The 19,411-nt window shown below is 67.7% G+C and carries 18 protein-coding genes; 8 read left to right on the top strand and 10 right to left on the bottom strand.

Annotation, left to right across the window (positions count from 1 at the left end):
- Positions 1 to 943: 943 nt before the first annotated feature.
- Complete coding sequence (locus ACIHA7_RS10270; RefSeq protein ID WP_397287750.1) at positions 944 to 1,486, top strand: copper chaperone PCu(A)C; 543 nt, start codon at positions 944 to 946, stop codon at positions 1,484 to 1,486.
- The gene (locus ACIHA7_RS10265; protein WP_397287748.1) at positions 1,479 to 2,672 is read left to right on the top strand and encodes a Dyp-type peroxidase; all 1,194 of its coding nucleotides are present in this window, start codon (positions 1,479 to 1,481) and stop codon (positions 2,670 to 2,672) included. Before ACIHA7_RS10270 ends, ACIHA7_RS10265 begins: the two co-directional genes overlap by 8 nt.
- A gap of 522 nt (positions 2,673 to 3,194) precedes the next feature.
- Here ACIHA7_RS10265 and ACIHA7_RS10260 read toward each other — a convergent pair.
- Both ACIHA7_RS10260 and ACIHA7_RS10255 read right to left on the bottom strand, forming a co-directional pair.
- On the bottom strand, positions 3,195 to 3,779 hold the full coding sequence (locus tag ACIHA7_RS10260; protein ID WP_397287746.1) for an HdeD family acid-resistance protein: 585 nt from the start codon (positions 3,777 to 3,779) through the stop codon (positions 3,195 to 3,197).
- 108 nt (positions 3,780 to 3,887) lie between these two features.
- A complete protein-coding gene (locus ACIHA7_RS10255; RefSeq protein ID WP_397287744.1) occupies positions 3,888 to 4,340 on the bottom strand; it encodes a VOC family protein in 453 nt (150 codons plus the stop codon).
- A 172-nt stretch (positions 4,341 to 4,512) separates the two neighbouring features.
- On the opposite strand from ACIHA7_RS10255, the gene ACIHA7_RS10250 reads away from it, so the two are divergent.
- Positions 4,513 to 5,487: a glycosyltransferase family 9 protein gene (locus ACIHA7_RS10250; protein WP_397287742.1), complete on the top strand. Its 975-nt coding sequence runs from the start codon at positions 4,513 to 4,515 to the stop codon at positions 5,485 to 5,487.
- A 61-nt stretch (positions 5,488 to 5,548) separates the two neighbouring features.
- Here ACIHA7_RS10250 and ACIHA7_RS10245 read toward each other — a convergent pair whose 3' ends face one another.
- The gene (locus ACIHA7_RS10245; protein WP_397287740.1) at positions 5,549 to 5,872 is read right to left on the bottom strand and encodes an ArsR/SmtB family transcription factor; all 324 of its coding nucleotides are present in this window, start codon (positions 5,870 to 5,872) and stop codon (positions 5,549 to 5,551) included.
- A 183-nt stretch (positions 5,873 to 6,055) separates the two neighbouring features.
- Between ACIHA7_RS10245 and ACIHA7_RS10240 the strand changes: the two genes are divergently transcribed.
- Positions 6,056 to 6,763 (top strand): M23 family metallopeptidase, encoded by a 708-nt coding sequence (locus tag ACIHA7_RS10240; RefSeq protein ID WP_397287738.1) that lies wholly within the window; start codon positions 6,056 to 6,058, stop codon positions 6,761 to 6,763.
- Between the two features lie 176 nt (positions 6,764 to 6,939).
- On the opposite strand, the gene ACIHA7_RS10235 is transcribed toward ACIHA7_RS10240, so the two are convergent.
- From ACIHA7_RS10235 to ACIHA7_RS10220, 4 genes are all read right to left on the bottom strand, one after another.
- Positions 6,940 to 9,261, bottom strand: coding sequence for a molybdopterin-dependent oxidoreductase (locus tag ACIHA7_RS10235; protein ID WP_397287736.1), 2,322 nt, complete (start codon positions 9,259 to 9,261; stop codon positions 6,940 to 6,942).
- On the bottom strand, positions 9,258 to 10,229 hold the full coding sequence (locus ACIHA7_RS10230; protein WP_397287734.1) for an enoyl-CoA hydratase/isomerase family protein: 972 nt from the start codon (positions 10,227 to 10,229) through the stop codon (positions 9,258 to 9,260). The genes ACIHA7_RS10235 and ACIHA7_RS10230 overlap by 4 nt, the downstream gene beginning before the upstream one ends.
- 277 nt (positions 10,230 to 10,506) lie before the next feature.
- A complete protein-coding gene (locus tag ACIHA7_RS10225; RefSeq protein ID WP_397287732.1) occupies positions 10,507 to 11,145 on the bottom strand; it encodes a TetR/AcrR family transcriptional regulator in 639 nt (212 codons plus the stop codon).
- A gap of 121 nt (positions 11,146 to 11,266) precedes the next feature.
- A complete protein-coding gene (locus ACIHA7_RS10220) occupies positions 11,267 to 12,169 on the bottom strand; it encodes an alpha/beta fold hydrolase (protein WP_397287730.1) in 903 nt (300 codons plus the stop codon).
- Between the two features lie 125 nt (positions 12,170 to 12,294).
- Between ACIHA7_RS10220 and ACIHA7_RS10215 the strand changes: the two genes are divergently transcribed.
- The gene (locus ACIHA7_RS10215; RefSeq protein ID WP_397287728.1) at positions 12,295 to 14,151 is read left to right on the top strand and encodes a Na+/H+ antiporter; all 1,857 of its coding nucleotides are present in this window, start codon (positions 12,295 to 12,297) and stop codon (positions 14,149 to 14,151) included.
- 54 nt (positions 14,152 to 14,205) lie between these two features.
- On the opposite strand, the gene ACIHA7_RS10210 is transcribed toward ACIHA7_RS10215, so the two are convergent.
- On the bottom strand, positions 14,206 to 14,754 hold the full coding sequence (locus ACIHA7_RS10210) for a TetR/AcrR family transcriptional regulator (protein ID WP_397287726.1): 549 nt from the start codon (positions 14,752 to 14,754) through the stop codon (positions 14,206 to 14,208).
- Between the two features lie 282 nt (positions 14,755 to 15,036).
- Between ACIHA7_RS10210 and ACIHA7_RS10205 the strand changes: the two genes are divergently transcribed.
- Together ACIHA7_RS10205 and ACIHA7_RS10200 are read left to right on the top strand one after the other, a co-directional pair.
- Positions 15,037 to 15,645, top strand: coding sequence for a TetR family transcriptional regulator (locus tag ACIHA7_RS10205; RefSeq protein ID WP_397287724.1), 609 nt, complete (start codon positions 15,037 to 15,039; stop codon positions 15,643 to 15,645).
- Positions 15,646 to 15,695: 50 nt separating this feature from the next.
- Positions 15,696 to 16,361 (top strand): enoyl-CoA hydratase-related protein, encoded by a 666-nt coding sequence (locus ACIHA7_RS10200; protein ID WP_397287722.1) that lies wholly within the window; start codon positions 15,696 to 15,698, stop codon positions 16,359 to 16,361.
- 1 nt (position 16,362) lies between these two features.
- Here the strand turns inward: ACIHA7_RS10200 and ACIHA7_RS10195 are convergent, their stop codons facing one another.
- Positions 16,363 to 17,550 (bottom strand): AI-2E family transporter, encoded by a 1,188-nt coding sequence (locus ACIHA7_RS10195; protein WP_397287720.1) that lies wholly within the window; start codon positions 17,548 to 17,550, stop codon positions 16,363 to 16,365.
- Between the two features lie 346 nt (positions 17,551 to 17,896).
- Between ACIHA7_RS10195 and ACIHA7_RS10190 the strand changes: the two genes are divergently transcribed.
- Positions 17,897 to 18,679, top strand: coding sequence for a crotonase/enoyl-CoA hydratase family protein (locus ACIHA7_RS10190; RefSeq protein ID WP_397287718.1), 783 nt, complete (start codon positions 17,897 to 17,899; stop codon positions 18,677 to 18,679).
- Positions 18,680 to 18,697: 18 nt separating this feature from the next.
- Here the strand turns inward: ACIHA7_RS10190 and ACIHA7_RS10185 are convergent, their stop codons facing one another.
- Positions 18,698 to 19,402 (bottom strand): dienelactone hydrolase family protein, encoded by a 705-nt coding sequence (locus ACIHA7_RS10185; protein WP_397287716.1) that lies wholly within the window; start codon positions 19,400 to 19,402, stop codon positions 18,698 to 18,700.
- Positions 19,403 to 19,411 lie beyond the last annotated feature (9 nt).

Here is a 19,411-nt window from a genome sequence, read left to right as displayed (position 1 = left end):
AGCACGGCAGCACGGCAGCACGGCAGCACGGCAGCACGGCAGCACGGCAGCACGGCAGCACGGCAGCACGGCAGCACGGCAGCACGGCAGCACGGCAGCACGGACGATGGTCTGTCGCGTGGGTCGCGATCGTTGACCGGCGCGGTTGATTCAGGCAAGCCTGACTCGGCCGCAAAGTTCGCTGGGCAACGCGATCGCACGAAACCGCGCTACCTACAGGCGTGTCAGCACTGAGCACAACTCGGCTGCCTGGCCTCGGCTGCCCGGCACGGCAACAGCTCACACCGCTGGTGGCCATATCGTGCGGGGTGGTGCCGACGCTGGATGAAAACCGCGCGCTCCCTACGCTGTCGAGTACGAAAACTCACGCAGTCGAGGTCGCAGCCTGGGCCAATCCGTGCGGAAGGCCGCGCATGCGGTAGGCCGCGCAGTCGATGTGGCAGCCGCAGTCGGCCCGGGCCGTAAGCCGCGCGGTCGATGTGGCAGCCGAGCGGTCGGTGCGACAGCCAAGCGGTCGGTGCGACAGCCAAGCGGTCGGTGCGACAGCCAAGCGGTCCGTGCGACAGCCAAGCGGTCCGTGCGACAGCCAAGCGGTCCGTGCGACAGCCGAGCGGTCCGTGCGACAGCCGAGCGGTCCGTGCGACAGCGAGGCGGTCAGTGTGACAGCCCGCGCAGTCGGGTTGCAGCAGTTCACATGTTCCGTGCGCGCTCCGCGCGGTCAGTGCGTCGGCTCACGTGCAGTCCATACGGCAACACGTGCAGTCCGTACGGCGGCTCCCGGCCGCCGACAGCTCCGTAGGCAAGGCCGCAACGGCGCAGCGGAAGTGGGTTCGGACAGCTCGGTCGCCGACACGAGGAGTGTCAATGCACCACTGTCTGCCACGCCAGCGACAAACATCCCTCAGAATTGGAGACTTTCATGCGTATCCCCACAACAAACTCGATGACCCGACTCCGCCCCACGGCACGCGCACTGCGCACGGCAGCAGCAGCTTTGGCAGTTCCACTGGTGCTGGTCGCCTGTTCGTCCAACGACAAGCCGGAAGCCAAGGCCGCCGACTCGGTCACGATCAAAGACCAGTGGGTGAAGGCGGCGGACGGCGGAATGTCAGCTGCTTTCGGCGAGCTCAGTAATGCCGGCGACAAGCCGCGCACGATCGTGTCGGCGACGAGCCCGGCCTCGAATAAGGTCGAGCTGCACGAGGTGGTCGCGGACTCGACCGGCGTGAAAACCATGCGACCCAAGGCGGGCGGTTTCGTGATTCCGGCGCACGGCAAGACCGAGCTGCGCCCGGGTGGTGACCACATCATGTTCATGGGGCTCAACGGTCCGCTGCGCACCGGTACTGAAACTCCCGTCACGCTCACCTTCGATGACGGGTCGACGACCACGTTCACCGCACAGGTCCGCGATTTCTCCGGCAACCAGGAGAACTACGCGCCCGATCACGCGAACGGCGCGCAGATGCCGGCCCACGGTGGCTGACTCGCGCCCCGGACGCCTCAACCGTCGACGCCTGCTCGGTGGCGGTGCCGCCGTTGCGGGCGCGACGGGTCTCGGGTGGGGCACGGTCGCGCTCGCCGGCCGTGCCGAGGCACCCCGGGTTTCGGCGACCGAACCGTTCTACGGACCACACCAGTCCGGCATCGCCACCGATCCGCAGGCGCAGGCGGCATTCGTCGCGTTCGATCTGAAGCCGGGCGGCACGAGGGACGACATCATCGGCATCCTGAAGATCTGGACCGCCGACGCCGCCCGACTCACCCAGGGCTCCCCCGCCCTCGCCGACACCGAACCCGAACTGGCACAGCGACCCGCCCGTCTCACCGTCACCGTCGGCCTCGGCCCCGCGGTGTTCACCATCGCAGGGCTGGAGCATCGCCGCCCGTCGTGGCTTCGACCACTACCGCCGTTCGAGATCGACCGGCTCGAATCCGCCTGGAGCGACGGCGATCTCCTGCTGCAGGTCTGTGCGGACGAGTCGACCACCGTGTCGCATGCGGTGCGGGTGCTGTGCCGGAGCGTCTCCTCACTGGTCAGTGTGCGCTGGGTGCAGCGCGGGTTCCGCAACGCCGCACCGGGTCGCACCCCGTGCAACCTGATGGGCCAAGTCGACGGCACCGTGAACATCGCGCCCGGACCCGACTTCGATCGACTGGTGTGGGACGACGGCACCGCGCAACCGTGGCTCGCCGGCGGCACCTCGTGCGTGCTGCGCCGCATCGCGATGACATTGGACACCTGGGACGAAATCGACCAGGAGGGAAGGGAACTCACGGTCGGCCGCACCATCGCCAATGGTGCACCGCTGACCGGCACCGACGAATTCGACGAACCGGACTTCGCCGCCGTCGACGCCAACGGCATCCCGATCATCCCGCCGTCCTCGCACATCGCCCGCGCCCACCACACCCACGACGGTGAACGGTTCCTACGCCGCGGCTACAACTACGACGACGCCCCCGCACCGGGTACGATCTCGAACTCCGGACTCCTCTTCGCCGCCTACCAACGCGACGTAGACGCCCAGTTCCTGCCGGTCCAACAACGACTCGCAGAGTTCGACGCCTTGAACGTGTGGACCACACCGGTGGGTTCGGCGGTGTTCGTCATCCCACCGGGAGTGCCGGCACCGGGCAGTTACCTCGGGCAGTCGCTATTCGAATCCTGACCTCGCCCCAACCAGTCTGCAGGTGGATGCCAAGGGTGGTCGCGCCGAGTTGGGCTCTGGCCCACGACGCCTCCGACAATCGGGCTGCGGGCCGCGGCGACCTGCTCGCCGACGTCGCGATCGCCGCGACATCGGCGAGTCATCAGGCCACGTCAGAAATAGACCAGGCCCCGCACCGGGGACAGAAACCGCACTGCGCCGCACTGGCACGGCACCGCATGAAACGGCACGGCACGGCACCGCACGGGCACGGCACGGCACGGCACGGCACGGGTGCAGGCAACGCAAGTTTGCGGTGCTTGCTCGCATCCAGGGTCCGGGGTCGTGGTCGGCACGAAGGCCGTGCCGACCCGCCAAGACGTAGTCAGTGCCGTCACGTGACACGGCGACTGCACCGGGGTGGAAGATCGCCTCACGCGGCAGCCACACGGCGACACATGCGGGAAGTGTCCTCGATCCCGCAGACGCACAACGGCCGCCACGCCGAGTCGACGCGACGGCCGCAGGCCGAGACCGGATCTGTCAGAGGCCGGTTCCCTGGAACCTCTTGGCGTCCTTGCGAACCCCGAACGCCACGATGACCTCCATGATGCCGAGCACGATCAACCACACACCGACCACGACTGCCAAGGTGGCCACCGAGGTCAGCGGCCAGGCGATCAAGACGATGCCTGCGATCACGGTGAGCACACCGAAGAAGACGGCCAGCCAGCGACCCGGCACGTCCGGCTCGGATACCGCGATCACCACGGCGGACACACCGCGGAACAGCCACCCGATGCCGATCCAGATGGCAAGCAGCAGAATCGAAGTCAGCTCGTCACGGAAGCAGAAGACGCCGATCGCGATGGAGAGCACGCCGCTGATGAAGGCGAGCACGCGGATACCGGTACTGCTCGGCGCGCCGAACGCGGCCATCAGCTGCAGAAAGCCGCTGACCACCAGATAGATTCCGAAAAGGATGCCCGCCGCCAGCAGGGTCACACCGGGCCAGGCGAGAATGATCACACCGAGGATCACCGAGAGTAAGCCAGTGACCAGAACGGTTTGCCACGCACTGCGGGCAAGAGACTGCAAAGGACCCTCGAGCACGCTGTTTGTCGTCATAGTCCGATGCTATGCCCCATCCGGAGGTTTCCTGGATATTTGCTCACTGAATGCGGCGGTTCCGTGGGCTTGCCGGTCGACCAGCCTGTTCACCGGCCTATCCGACCGTTAGCCGCTCACCCCGTCGGCGCTCGACACCCCTGAGTCCGCCGTCGCGGGCGCGGCGATGTTCACCATCCAGGCGACACCGAAACGATCTCGGCACAAACCGAACTCGTCCCCCCACATCTGCTTCTCCAGCGGCACCGACACCGTGCCCGCCTCCGACAGACGGTCCCAGTAGCCATGCAGTTCGGCAGCGTCTGCACCACTGAGACTGATCGAAATACTGCTTCCTGGTGCGTATTCCATGCCGGGCGGGGTGTCCGCAGCCATCAACGTGAAGCCGCTCGGAGTCTCCAGGACGCCGTGCATGACCAGGTCCGCACCGGGCGCCTCCTGGTCGCTGAATTCGCTGAAGGTGCTGATGGTCAGGGTGCCGCCGAACACGTCGCGGTAGAACTCCAGAGCTGCGCGGGCCGTGTCGCCGAAAGTGAGGTACGGGTTGAGCCGGGAGGTCATGACACGAGGTTAGTGCGCCTGCGGACAAGCGGCGATGAGTGACGCCGGACTCGCCGGGGTTTATGGCTTGTCGGGCTCGGGTAGTAATCCCTAAGTGACTCTGGTCGTGTACGCCCATGTGGTGCAGCGGGTGGGTCGGGAATCGTGAGTCTCGGGTGGCTAGGAGAAGAGGGTGGCGGTTGTACTCGTGCTGCAGGCACGGGGCCTTGGTGATCTACTCACTGCGGTCCCGGCGCTCCGTGCGCTGCGCCGGGCAAGACCACACGACCACATCACACTCGCCGCCCCGCACCGGCTGAAGCCGATCGTCGACCTGATCGCCTCGGTGGACACGATGGTGCCCACCGCCGAACTCGGCGACCTTCGCTGGGACGCGCCCGGCCCGCAGCTCGCCGTCAACCTGCACGGGCCGAGCACCGAAAGCATTGTGCAACTGGAGAAGACGGCCCCGGGCCGGATCCTCAGCTACCACAACCCGGCGTTCCCCGAACTGTCCGGCCCTGAGTGGCAGACGGACATGCACCACGTGGACCGCTGGTGCCACCTGCTCGAATCCGACGGGATCGTCGCGGACCGGCGCAATCTCGGCCTGGTGCCGCCGGTGGCGACCACGAGCCACCGCGACTGCGTCGTCGTGCACGTCGGGGCTGGTGCGCCCGCGCGCCGCTGGCCGGCCGATCGGTTCGCCGCCGTGGTCCGGCATCTGCTCGTGCTCGGTCGCGAGGTGGTGCTGACCGGCGATGAGTACGAGCGGGAGGTCGCGCTGAATATCGCCGCGCGAGCGGGCCTGCCGATCAGCCGGGTCCTCGCCGGCGACCAGAACCTCATCGAACTGGCCGCCACCATCGCCGAGGCAGGCCTGGTGATCAGCGGCGATACCGGGGTCGCCCACCTGGCCACGGCGTTCGGCACCCGCACCGTGCTGCTGTTCGGCCCGACGCCGCCGCGCTGGGGCGGGCCACCCCCGCACCTGCTGAACAGGCACGCCGTGCTCTGGGCAGGTCAGCTCGGCGACCCGTACGCCGACACCCCCGACCCCGGACTGCTGCGCATCGGCGTCACCGAGGTCATCAACGCGGTCGACAAGCAGCTCAACAACGCGTCCGCTACCCAGTCGCGCCGCGCCCCCTATCGTCGCGTCGGTTGACGGCCCCACCCGCCGCAGCCAGACCCGCACCACAACCGCATATCGCCGCCCACGCAGATCCTCAGACCCTGCCGTCGGTCCGCGCCGTCTGCAACGCGGCCGAGTAGGCGGCCAGCGCGCTCGGCCAGAACTGATCGAGATAGTCGCGGGCGTCGCCGAGCCCGCGCGGGTCCAGCGAGTACAGCCGGCGGTTACCTTCCGGACGCATCATCACCAGGCGGGCTTCGCGGAGCACACGCAGGTGCTGCGAGACCGCCGAGCTGGTCACCCCGGTGAGCTCGGCCAGTTCGCCGACCGCGCGCGGCGCCTGCGGCAGCGCCTCGAAAATGGCGCGGCGGGTCGGGTCGGACAGCGCCACGAGGGCGCGAACTCCATTAGTCGCCACTGAAATAGTGTGACCACCGAGCGACCATTTGGTCAACTCGACGCCTTACGGAATTCCCCCAGGTGAACATCGGAGGCGCGCGAGCGCGTTACACACTTGTAATACCCGAACTGGGGTTTTCGGCCGCTGTGACGGTAACCACAAGATTGCGGAACTAGTATTAGCCTCCCGTACGTTCGTTCCATGCCCGTGACCGTTCCGTTATCTTCTCGTCGGGGCGCGACCCGGACTCGACGCCACCGTGCCGCCACCCGCGCGGTGGCCGTGTCCGCGGTCGTCAGCGCCTCGCTCGGCGTCCTAGCCGCCGCCGATCAGCACTCGACCACCCCCTCCGGCCGCCTGACCGCCGGAACACTCGCCTCCGCCGACGCCGACACGGCACAGCAGGTCGCATTCACTGCCTTCACCCCGCGTGAGGCGCAGATGCCGCAGATCGTGCCGGACAACGTCGTGTGGGAACAGAACCGCCTCGCCGTCGAAGCGGCCCGGCCCAAAACCGTCCGCCCGATCGCGGGCATCCTGACCTCGACCTTCGGCGAACGCTGGGGTTCGCTGCACGCGGGCCTCGACCTGGCCGACGCCATCGGCACGCCGATCGCCGCGGTCACCGACGGCGTCGTGCTCGAGGCCGGACCGGCCAGCGGCTTCGGCATGTGGGTGCGGGTGCAGCAGGACGACGGCACCATCGGCGTCTACGGCCACGTCAACGACATCCTCGCCACCGTCGGCCAGCAGGTCCGCGCGGGCGACATCATCGCCACCGTCGGCAACCGCGGCTTCTCCACCGGCCCGCACCTGCACTACGAAGTCCACCTGCCCGGCGGACAGCCGATCGATCCGCTCCCCTGGCTGGCCGGCCGCGGCATCGACATCCTGCGCAACACGCCGTAGTCCGCCGCTCTTCGCGGGTCGATGAGGGGCTCGTGAAGGACGAACGCCCCGGCCGCGTATGTATCAACGGTGATACATACGCGGCCGGGGCGTTCGCGCATCCGCATGGTGGGCCGAATGCCGAGTTCGGTACCGCGTCTCCGACACGCAGCGACGCCCGGCGAAACACGCTGGTCTCAGACCTCTTGAAGCGCCTCGATGCGAGCCGGCACGTGCTTGTGCCACGGCGTTCCCGCGATGGCGTCACGCCAGGTGACGTCGGTGAGCTCGTTGGCGGCGACGCCGGTGCGCTGCGTACCCTCGCCATCGGGCAGGTCCAAACCGAGGCCGTTGGGCAGCGAGGCGTGGCCGCGTTGCATGCGGTCGTTGACCTCCACGGTCGAGATGGCCGTACCGCGGCGAGTGGTGATGCGGGCCCGATCGCCGGTGACGAGGCCGAGCTGGGCCGCGTCGTCGGGGTTGAGCCGCAGAGAGCCGTTCGGGTCGCGGTGGCGCCACGTGTCGTCGCGGAAGATCGTGTTGGCCGTGAACGAGCGCCGCTCCCCCGCGGCGAGGACGAAGGGGAACTCGGCGCTGGTGTGGACAGCCGTAGTATTGGCGAGCTCGCGCACCGCGTGCAGTAATTCCGGTATTGCCAACGGGATTCGCTTGTCGGGGTGCGGTACGTAGTCCCAGGCGTCGGCGTAGTCGTCGACGGTGAAGGTGACCCCGGAGCGGCCTGCGAGGACAGCGTCGAAGAGCGCGTCGGCGTCGCGATGCCCGGCGCGACGCATGGCGGCGGGGTACACCTTCGCGACGCGCTGGGCCAACCCCCACAGCACGGCGGCGGCGCGCGCATCGTCGGGCAGGGTGGGGCCGAGCGTCTCGTACAGCACATACGGCGCCACCCCCGCGAGGGACTTGTCGACCGCAAGCATTGCGGCGAACGCCCACTTGTACGGGCCGCGACCGAGTTTCGCGACCGTCCGGAGCACAGCGAGTTTCCCGGCACCGACGGTGCCGAGTCGACGCAGCAGCCGGGCGTAGATCTCCGGCTCGGCCAGAGTGCCCGGCAGCGGGTCGAGGACCGGCGCGCGCAGGTGAAAGGTGTTGTGCGGGAACTCGAGATTGAAGAAGGTGGCTTCCCATTTCTCGAACTGACTGGCCGCGGGCAGCACGTAGTCGGCGTGCCGCGCGGTCTCGGTGAGGGCCACGTCGAGGACGACGACGAGGTCGAGCGCGTCGAGCGCCTGCCGGAACTTGGCCGAATCGGCAAGGGAGTGCGCGGGATTGGCGGACTCGACGATCATCGCGCGGAAGCGGTCCGGATGGTCGGTGAGGATTTCTTCGGCGATGGAGTTGCACGGCACCATGCCGCCGAGGATCGGTGCGCCCGTGACCGGCGTGCGTTTGATGTCACGGCTGTACCCGGCGAGCGGTGCCATCCACGAGTGTGGCTGCATGGCACCGGGTTTGGCGAAGTTGCCGGTGAGCAGCCAGAGCAGTTTGTTCAGATATGAGATGAGGGTGCTGTTGGGGCTCTGCTGCACGCCGAGGTCTTCATACGTTGCGACGCTGGCGGCAGTACCGATGCGGTGCGCGGCCGCGCGAACGAGTTGCTCTGGTACGCCGCAGATCTCGGCGTGGTCGGCGACATCGATGCCGGCGAACTCCCGCAGCACCGCCTCGGAATCGGTGGTGTGTTCGGCGAGGAAAGCATGGTCGACCAGGTCGTCCTGCACCAGGACGGCGAGGATCGCGGACAAGCACCAGGCGTCGGTGCCCGGGCGGAGTTGCAGGTGGATGTCGGCCAGGTCGGCGGTTTCGGTGCGCACCGGGTCCAGCACGATCATGCTGCGGGCCGGGTCTTTGGCGATCTGCTGCAACACCGTTCGGGCCCGCGGGACGCCGTGCGACTGCCAGGGATTCTTACCGAGGAACACCGACACTTCGGCGTGTTCGAAATCGCCGGTGGTATGGCCGCCGGTGAGGTGCCCGTCGACCCAGCCTTCCCCGGTCTTCTCCTGAGCCAATGCGCTCGATCGGTAGCGGGCGCCGATCGCGCGTCGCAGCGCACCGCTGTACGCACCGCCGAGATGGTTGCCCTGTCCCCCGCCGCCGTAGTAGAAGATCTTGTCGCCGCCGTAGCGGTTCTTGACCTCGATCAGACGCGCGGCGATCTCGGATATGGCGGTGTCCCAGTCGATTTCGGTGAAACTACCGTCGGGTTCGCGGCGCAGCGGCGCGGTGAGGCGGGCGCCGCCGTTCTGGTAGTGGTCCAGGCGCAGCGCTTTGTTGCAGGTGTAGCCGGCGGAGGCGACATGTTCCTTGTCGCCGCGAATCTTGGCGAAGCGGCGGTCGTCGAGCTGGATCAGCAGGCCGCAATTGTTCTCGCAGAGGATGCATGCGGTCTTGTGCCACTCCGTGTTCGCGGCGCTACCCCGAGATGCTGTCGTGTCGACGTCGGGTGACCGGTCGCCATTGTCGTGCGCCGCGGTCCGTCCGGTTGCCGCGGTCATTTGCTGACCTGATCCACGCGGGTGCCGTCGAGCCATGGCTCGAGATCGGCCAGGAACGGTGTGTCGCCGAGGCGTTCGAGGTCCTCGAGGAAGGCCGTTGTGGTGCGGCCGGCCGCGGCGGTGGTGCCCGCGGAGATGAATCCGGCCTGCTCTCGGTCGAGGCCGCGAGACAGCGATTTGTCGGTGCCGAAGTAGATGGCGCGCTTGGCTTCCGCGACGGCGACGGGATTGCGTGTTGCCAATCTCGCTGCTGTCGCTTGGGTTTCGGCCAGCAGCTGATCTTCCGGGACCAGGCGGTGCACCAGACCGAGCCGGTAGCCTTCCCGCACCGACAGCGGTGCACCTTCGAGGGTTACCTCGATCGCCTTGGCCGCACCGAGCAGTCGGGACAGCCGCTGGGTTCCGCCACCGCCCGGGATAAGGTTGGCCAAGGTCTCGATCTGACCGAGTTTCACGTGCTCGGCGTCGGCCGCATATCGCAGGTCACACGCCAGTGCGATCTCGTGCCCGCCGCCGAGCGCTGGGCCGTTGATCGCGGCCAGGTAGACCGCGCCGGACCGATTCATCCGCAGCGTGGTCTTCTTCCACCGATGCCCCCACACCAGACCCGCGCCGAGCCCGCCACCGAAACGCTGCGCCAGCCGGGCCGCTCCCGGCAACCGCATCGCCACATCGCCGAACCGCAGGAACGGCGCGGCGACTCGGGCGGGGATGAACGGGTGCGGCAGTTCGATCATGCCGGTCAACGCACGGGGGTCGGCGTGGGTGAGGAACCGGCCGGGCAGCCCGCCGGTGAGCACGACCGCGCCTACCGTGTCGTCGGCGTCCACCGCCGCGGTCAGCACGTCCAGATCACGCACGAACTCGGGAGTGGCGAAGTTGAGCGGTGGCGCGACGACCCGCGCCGTCAGCACCCGCCCGTCTCGGACCAGTTCGATGGTCTCCAGCTGGAGATCGGCGGCGGACATCGGCGGCTCCTTCGATGCGCATGGCAACGGCCGGACCACGAGAATGCGGCAACGCACACCCGGTTCACCCGAACCCGTTCTGATTATGGTGTCCACCATAATAGGTGTGTCAAGGGGTACCACGCAGCGGCCCAACGAGTAGTCAGCGCCTCGGGAGCGATCGCTGTCCGCTCGGCCTTGCCCTCGCGGATAGGCGATTTCGCGGTCGGGCGGCTGAAAGCGGCGTCGAATCGGCTGACACGGATCCGCGATCGGCGATCAGCCAGATCGCCAGACGCTAGTGCTGCGCCCCGGACTCCGCCGTGCGGGTAACGGCAGGAAGCAGCTCGCGCAATTCGGCGATGACGTTGTCGAGCGGTGTGATGTCACGCTGGGCTCGACACAGCGCGATAGCTCCCTCGAAGGCGGCGACAGTGAGAGTGGCGAGTCTGCGGGCGCGCGCTTCGGAAACCCCTTCGCGGACAAGCACATCGGCCAGCGAGGCTTGCCAGCGCGCGAAGGTGTCGGCGGCGGCGCGGGCGAATTCCGGTGCGTCGTCGTTGGTTTCGACCGCGACCGCGAAAACCGGGCAGCCGGATCGGAACTCGCTGTCGACCAGGGTGCGCCGCCACATCGCACCGAACTGGTCGAGCGCCGTCAGCGAGTCGTTCTCCCGGGTCAACCGCTCGATGAACTCGGACATGAAGTTTCCCGCTACCACGACCGCTTCATTGACCAGCTCGGTGCGCCCGCCGGGAAAGTGGTGATACACCGATCCACGCGGCGCCCCGGTACTGCTGAGCACCCGATCCACGCTCGTCGCGCTGGCACCGTGCACCCGCAGGGACTCCACCGCACCCTCGATCATGCGCCGCCGCGCATCACCCGGGCGCGGGCGTACGGATCCGTCACTACGCGCTCGGCGTGTCCCTGCCATACCGCCATGTTATGGGATGTGCCATAAAGGTGACACGGCATGGGCGGTATTCATGATCGACGGGACATCGCGGCGGCCCCTACTCGTGAAATGCCGCCATCGCGCCCGTCGATCACGACAACTACGTCGTCCGGTGGCCCACCCGGGTGGCATGGAAGTCCAGAAAGGCGGACAGGGTGTCGGCGGGGGCCTCCACCTGCGGATAGTGGCCGACCTTCGGCAGCTCGATCACGTCGGGATTCGGGATGAGTTCGCGAAAGCGGCGAGCCATGTGCGCCCCGGAGACCGGGTCGAGCAGTCCGTCGATGAGACGCAGCGGCACCACGGTGTCGCGGAGGGCACCGACCCAGCGCTCGCGATTCTTGCGCCGTTCCCCCATATACCGAATCAGCTTGTGGCCGTTGCGTTTACCGCGCTTACCGCACCACAGCGTCCAGAACTGTTCCAGCTCTTCGCGCGTCGGCTTGGTATCGGGGCCGAAGACCGCGGACAGGCTCGCGGTGTAGGCCCGCTCACTGGCCAGGAAGCTGAACACCGGTCCCAGCGGACTCGCCAGCAGGCGCTGCACCAACCGAGCCCGGTGCGTCTCAGGGAACAGGCCGCCGTTGAGCAGGCACACCGACTCGAGCACCAGCGACTGGTCCCCCGCGGCGCGGCGCTCGGCGTCGCGGGCGAGCAACTCCTGAGCGACGGTATCGCCGTAATCGTGAGCCAGGATGTGGACCCGGTCGATCCCCTGCTCTCGTAGCAGATTCTCGTGAATGTCGGCCTGATCGGCGATCGAATACTGATAATTGCGCGGCTTCGCCGACCAGCCGAAGCCGATCATGTCCGGCGCGAGCACCCGAGCAAACCGCTCGCACAGACCAGGCCAGACGAGGTGCCAGTCCCAGGACGCGGTCGGGAATCCGTGGATGCAGAGCAGTGTGCCGTCGGCGCCACCGCCGTCGTCGCGATAGAAGATCTGATGGCCGCGGTGGGTGAACCGCCTGCCGTTCGCCCGCCAGGACGCAAACTCCTCCATGCCTACCTCCTTGTCGCCGACAAGCATGGCCCCTGAACCCCTCCAGCACAGGAAATCCGTCGACGGCGGACGTGTCATGTACCGCGGGCGGAGTTGCCGGAGATGCGCTCTGCGAGAATGCGACGGTGCATGTCGCGATCGGCCTGGTGGTTCTCGTTGCCTCGGCGGCGGCGCTGGCGGCGCTGGCCCGCCGGTTCGGGGTATCCGAACCGCTCGTGTTGACCTTGGCCGGGGTGGCGGCGTCGTATCTGCCGTTCGTGCCGGAGATCCACCCCGATCCCGAGATCATCCTGCTCGGATTGCTGCCGCCGCTGCTCTATACGGCGGCGATCCGGACTTCCCTGGTCGACTTCCGGGCGAATATGCGCACCATCGCATCGCTGTCGGTGGGGTTGGTCCTGTTCACCACCTTCGCGGTCGCGGCGGTGGTGTGGTGGTTGTTGCCGGTGCCGTTCGCGGTCGCGGTCGCGCTCGGCGCGGTGGTCGCGCCGCCCGACGCGGTGGCCGCGACGGCGGTGGCCAGGCGGATCGGGATGCCGCGCCAGATCGTCACCATCCTCGAGGACGAGTCGCTGTTCAACGACGCGACCGCGCTGGTGGCCTTACGCACGGCGATCGCCGCGTCGGCCGGAACCGTGACGGTGTGGCAGGCCGGCGGCGACTTCCTGCTCGCCGCGGGCGGCGGTGCCGCGGTGGGTGTCCTCGTGGCGTACCTGCTCGCGCTGCTGCGTCGCCGGATCACCGACCCGGTGCTGGACACGACGCTGTCGTTCCTCGCGCCGTTCGCGGCGTACCTGCCCGCCGAAGGGATCCACGCGTCCGGCGTGATCGCGGTGGTCACCTGCGGCATGATCCTCGGGCACGGCGCTCCGGTGTGGCAGAGCGCGGCGTCGCGGATCGCGGAGCGCACCAATTGGCGCACCATCCAATTCATCTTGGAGAGCTCGGTATTCGTCATCATCGGCCTACAGGTGCGCGCGATCCTCGAGGGGGCGTGGAGCAGCGGGCTCGATCACCGCACCGTGGTGGTCGCCGCCGTCGGCGTGTTGCTGGTGACCATGCTGGCGCGACCGTTGTGGATCTTCCCCTGGTCCTTACTGATTCGCCGAATCGGGCCAACGGGGGCCGTTCCGTTGACGCATTCGGCGGTGGCGTCGTGGGCGGGGATGCGCGGGGTGGTCACCCTGGCCGCGGTGCTGCTGTTGCCGGAGGACACTCCGGAGTTGCCGGTGTTGAAGCTGCTCGCGCTGGTCGTTGTCGCGGGAACGCTACTGCTGCAGGGCACTTCACTGCCGTGGCTGGTGCGATTGCTCCATCTGCGCGGGCCGAGCCGGGCCGAGCTCGCGCTACAGAAGGCGAACCTGCTCCAGCAGGCGACTACGGCGGGACTGGCCGAGCTCGACAAGTGGGTCACCCCGGACACGCCTACGTCGGTCGTCGATTCATTGCGCGACCGGGTCACTTGGAAGAGCAATGCGGCGTGGGAACGGCTCGGCCGATCCGAATCCGAGCTGGCCACTCCGACAGCGGAATACCGGCGACTGCGGCTGGCGATGCTGCGGGCCGAGCGCGAAACCGTCCTGCGCGTGCGGGATTCGGGCTCCGCGGACTACGAGATCCTGCAGTACGTGCTGGCGCGGCTCGATCTCGAGGAGTCGATGATCGATCGGTACGACGAGACGGAGGAGGAGCGTCCCGAACCGCTGGCCGCGCCTACGGCCGGAGACAGCTGCGCGCATCTTCGGGCTGCTCCGCTGGTGTTGGATTCGGCGAATCCGGATGTCTGCGCCGAATGCGTCGCGGAGGGGATGAGTTGGGTTCATCTGCGAATGTGCCTGTCCTGCGGGCACATTGCCTGCTGTGATTCATCCGTCGGGAATCACGCGACCAAGCATTACGGCAGTAGCGGGCACCCGGTGATGCGCAGCGTCGAGCCCGGCGAGGCGTGGCGATGGTGTTACGTGGACGAGCTGTTGGGCTGACGAAGTCGTAGCGCGAGGCGTTGCACAGCGCGCAGGCTCAACGGCGGCGCACGCTCAGCGGCGGGCGTGTGAGTAGATCAGGCGCGCGTATTCGTTGAGCAACTTGTCCAGCGACAGGTCTTCGCCACCGGCGGCGATCTGCTGGTAGCCGATCAGCATCGCCATACCCAGCGAAGTCACCACCGCCGAGGTGTCGTCGTCGCCGACCACGCCCTTGATCGCCTTATGCACTGTGCGCCTGCGTGATTCGTCGACGCGCTTGAGCGCGAGGTTCACCGATTCGTCGTTGGCGGCCCAGGCGCGGATCGCGGCCTCCGCGGCGTGATGCAGGCCGGAGGCGAGGTCGGACATGGCGCGAATGTCGTCGTCGGGGTTGCCCTGGTTGAACTTCAGGGTGCGCAGGATCAGCACCTGCCGGTTCTCCCAATGCTCGAGCAGCGCGTCGACGAAACCCTGCCAGCTGCCGAAGTGGTGATAGAACGAGCCGCTCGTGACGCCGAGACGTCGGCACAGCACACCGATATTGAGACCCTTGAAACCGAATTCGGCGAGCACCTCCAGAGCGGTGTCGAAGTACTGCTCCTTGGTGACCACACGTGACATGCCGGGTGCCGTTCTGTTCGTTCGGGCAGGAGTGGGAGGACCGAACAGTACCTCATTGTCTCGCCGGCTCGTACGAGGATAACCAAGCCACTGCCGTGCCGTTCGAGCGACCCCAGGTACCTGTTACCTGGCGAAATAGCTAGTGCGCGTGCGGAATCGACAGCCCGCCGAGAACACCTGCGGGCATCCCCCGGGTACGCCCGACCATGCGAGTCCAGCCTGCTGACCCCTCATCCGAGCACTCGTAAATAACAGAGCAATCGCTCTGTTATAGTGGTCAGCATGCCTCGCCCCCGCACCCACGACCCCGACATCGTGCTCGATGCCGCGGAGTCGCTGGCCGTGCGATCAGGCCCGGCCGCGGTCACCACTCGCGCCGTCGCGGCGGCGACCGGTGTATCGAACGGCGCGATCTATCACACCTTCGGTTCGCGCGCGGAGCTGCTCGGCCGCACCTGGTTACGCGCCGCACACCGCTTCTTGGCATTGCAGTCCGAACTGGTCGACGCCGCGCTGGACGGACCGGATCAGCAAGACGGCATCGACGCGGTGATCGCCGCAGCCGAGGCGCCGGTGGTGTTCGCCGAAAAGTTTCCGACCTCGTCCCGGCTCCTGCTCACCGTCGAGCGCGACGAACTACTCGGCGACGTCCCGGATGCGATCGCCACCGAACTCGCAGCCACCGACAAAGTATTGGTGGAGTTACTGATCAGACTGTCCCGACATCTGTGGGGCCGCGGCGACGGCCGCGCGGTCGATGTCCTCACCGTGTGCATGGTCGATCTTCCCACTGTGATCCTGTTGCGCCGCAACAGGATCACCAATCCACTGGCCCGCGAGCAACTGCGCGCGGCGGTGCGCGCGGTCTTGGATGTAGGCCCGCCACCATGACCGCAACCATCCGTCACCGAGTTTCGAACCGCACAACACAAGGAACCCCCATGCCGACTCTCAGCTACCACGACAAGATCGCCGTCCTGGACCTCGGTGGTGACGAAAACCGTTTCTCACCAACGTTTCTCGAAGCCGTCAACGCCCACCTCGACACCGTCCTCGCCGACGGCGCACAGGGCCTGATCACCACGGCCAGCGGCAAGTTCTACTCCAACGGCCTCGACCTGGACTGGCTCGGCGCCAATGGCGACCGCACCCAGTGGTATGTCGGCGAAGTCCAGGCACTGTTCGCGCGGGTGCTCACCCTGCCGGTGCCCACCGTCGCCGCGCTCCCCGGTCACGCCTTCGGCGCGGGCTCCATGCTGGCGATCGCCCACGACTACCGCGTGATGCGCGCCGACCGCGGTTACTTCTGCTTCCCCGAGGTCGACATCCGCATCCCGTTCACCGAGGGCATGGCCGCGCTCATCCAAGCCAAGCTCACCCCGAAAACCGCTGTCGCCTCGATGACCACCGGCCGCCGCTTCGGCGGAACCGACGCTCTGGCAGTCGATATCGTCGACGCCACCGCGCCCGAGGGCGCCATCACCGACACCGCGCTGGCGCTGCTCGCCCCGCTCGGCGGCAAAGATCCCGGCACGCTCGGCGCGATCAAGAACACCATGTTCGACGGCGCGGTCACCGCACTGCTGGCTGCCCGCCAGGCGGAGTGAGCTACTCCGTCGCGGGCTGAATTTCGTCGTCCGACTCCGGTGGCGCGGCGGTGACCACATCGATCTGCTCGCCGATGTAGCGGACCACCACCGCGATCACCGCCACCACCGGAACGGCGAGGAACGCGCCGACGATGCCGTAGAGCGACCCACCGGCGGTGACCGCGAGCAGCACGAGCACCGCATGCAGCTTCATGCTGCGGCTCTGCAGAACCGGTTGCAGCACATTACCTTCCAGCTGCTGCACCGCGATGATGATGCCGAGCACGATCAACGCGGTCGTGAACCCATTGCCGACGAGCGCGACCAGCACGGCGAGCGCACCGGCCACGAACGCACCCACCATCGGCACGAATCCGCCGATGAAGGTGATCACCGCGAGCACCATCGCCAGCGGGACCCCGAGGATCACCAGCCCGGCACCGATGAACACCGCGTCGATCAAACTGACCAGCGCCTGGGTCCGGATGAATCCGCCGAGCGTGCCCCACACCCGATTCAGCACCTCTTCGACGTGACGGCCGCTCCGGCTGCCGAGGACGGCATGCAGCCAGGGCAGCAGCCGCGGGCCGTCTTTGACGAAGAAGAAGCTCAGCACGAGCACGAGGAACAGGGTGATGAGCACCGAGGTCGCCGTGGACACGCCGCTGAACACACCGCCCGCGATCTGTGCGGCACTCGACTGCAACCGGGACACGATCGCATCGACCGCGGAGTCGAGTTGCTCATCGCGAATGCGCAGCGGTGGTCCCTGCATCCAATCGCGCACCGTGTTCACGCCCTCGGTGGACTTGTCCGCGAGATCCGGCGCCTGGTCCACCACCGACGGCACGATCAGCGCGACCACCCCGGCCAGCACGCCGACGAACGCGACCATCGTGATGGTCGCCGCCAAGGCCGGCCGTAACCCTTTTCCGGTGAGCCACCGGGTGGGCGGCCACAGCACGGTCGCGACGACGATCGCGAGCGCCACCGGCAGCAAGACCACCCACAGCTTCGCGAAAATGTACATCAGCACCCACGCGCCCGCGGCGATCGCGACAATGCACAACGCCCATTTCGCGAGCCACATGATGCCGGACCCGATCACGTCGCCGCGATCAGGTACGGCGTGGCTACCGCTGGTCTTGTCGGTCTGGTCGCGACGCTTGCTGGTCTTGTGCTGAATGTCTTCGCTCGGCCCACTCACGGGCCAAGTCTTGCACGAGGGTGCGGCGCGAGCAGATCATTACCTACCGCGCGCCGCGGTGCCTTGGAGCACGGCGGGGCGTTCGGCAGGCCAGGTGAGCGCCCCGGTGGATGTGTCAGCGGGGCAGCATCGATCGAGGGTGCACCGATCATTCGCCAGAGCCGCAGCGTTCGGCCGGATGTTCGGTTGCGGCTGTTCTGTGAGCAGTTCGCCGCCAACTCACCAGGACGCCGCCTCGAGCAGCTCCTAGGCGTGCGTCCACTGCCGACGCCCGCTGACCGGGGATCTCGACCCGCCCCGCAACACTGTCCGGGTACGTTCGAGTGATCTTCAGAAGGAGGACACTTTGACCGCCGCAGCCACGCTGGAACGCAACGGGCACATCGCCGTTATCACCCTCAACCGCCCCGAGGCGATGAACGCGGTGAATGCCGCACTGTCGAGTGCGGTGGGTGCCGCGCTGGACGAGCTCGCCGCCGATCCGCAGCTGCGGGTCGGCGTGATCACCGGGGCGGGGCGGGCCTTCTGCGCCGGAGCCGACCTCAAAGAGTTGGCGCGTGGCAACGCGATTCACGATCCGGAGCATCCGGAGTACGGATTCGCCGGGCTGGTCCAGCATTTCGTGGACAAACCGCTCATCGCGGCGGTCAACGGATTCGCCCTCGGTGGCGGCACCGAGATCGTGCTGGCCAGCGATCTCGCGGTGATGAGCGAGGACGCCTCACTCGGATTGCCGGAGGTGGCGCGCGGATTGATCGCGGCGGCGGGCGGCCTGCTGCGGCTGCCGCGGGCGGTGCCGCCGAAGATCGCGCTGGAGATGGCGTTGACGGGCGCGCCGATCGATGCCGCGAGCGCGGCGCACTGGGGGTTGGTCAACCGCGTGGTGCCCGCCGATCAGGTGCTGCCCACCGCGCTGCGGCTCGCCGAGACCATCGCCGCGAATGCCCCGCTGTCGCTGCGCGCCTCCAAGCGAATCATGCACCGCGTCAACGACTTCGGCTCCGACTGGGACACCCCGATCTGGGAGATGAGCATGGCCGAAGCGCGTCCGGTGTTCGTCAGCAAGGACGCGCTCGAAGGTCCACGCGCGTTCGCCGAGAAACGCGCACCGCAGTGGCGCGGCGAGTAGTCGGCGACCCGCTGGACATCAGGCCTGCTCTGCCCCTTTGAGATGGGTGTCGAAAAAGCTGAAGATGCGCTGCCAGGCGTCGCGCGCCGCATCCTCGTTGTAGCCGAGGCCGGTGACGCGCAGGACCGGGTCGGCCGGCGTCAGGTTGGCGAAGGCGTGGGTGACCTTCGGATAGACCTTGATGTCGTGCTCCACGCCGAGCTCGGTCAGCGCTTCGTCCAGTTTGCGGGGCGCGCCGATCAGGATCGGGTCGCGCTGCGCGTAACTGGCGACGACCGGGCACGAGCCCTCGAGCATGGCGCGGTAGTCGCCGTAGAGGCTCGGGTAGAACGGCGCGGCGGCGTCGAAACCCTTCGGCGCGACCAGCAATGCGAAACCACCACCCATGCAGAACCCGACGACGGCGGTGCGACCGGTGCAGTCGGGTTCGGCGACCAACCGGTCGCGCGCGGCCAGGACATCACGCACCGGCGGTCCGTCGCCGCTGAACACCAAAGCGCGATAGATCGCGCGGATGCAGCGCACTCGACCGCGTGCGAACAGATTCGGCGCGATGGTCAGGTAGCCGTAGTCGGCCAGCATGCGCACGGTCCGCCGCAGATCCGCACCGAACCCGACGCCGTCGTGGATCACCACGACCCCGGGCCACGGTCCCTCGCCGGACGGCCGCGCCAGTATCGCCTCGAGCCGTCCATCCGGTGCGGTGAGCTCAATCGTGTCCATGGGCATCGA

The organism is Nocardia sp. NPDC052316, from assembly GCF_044547795.1.
Taxonomy (GTDB): Bacteria; Actinomycetota; Actinomycetes; order Mycobacteriales; family Mycobacteriaceae; genus Nocardia.
Note: the sequence above shows the minus strand (reverse complement) of the source record. Positions and strands in the feature narration are given on the sequence as shown.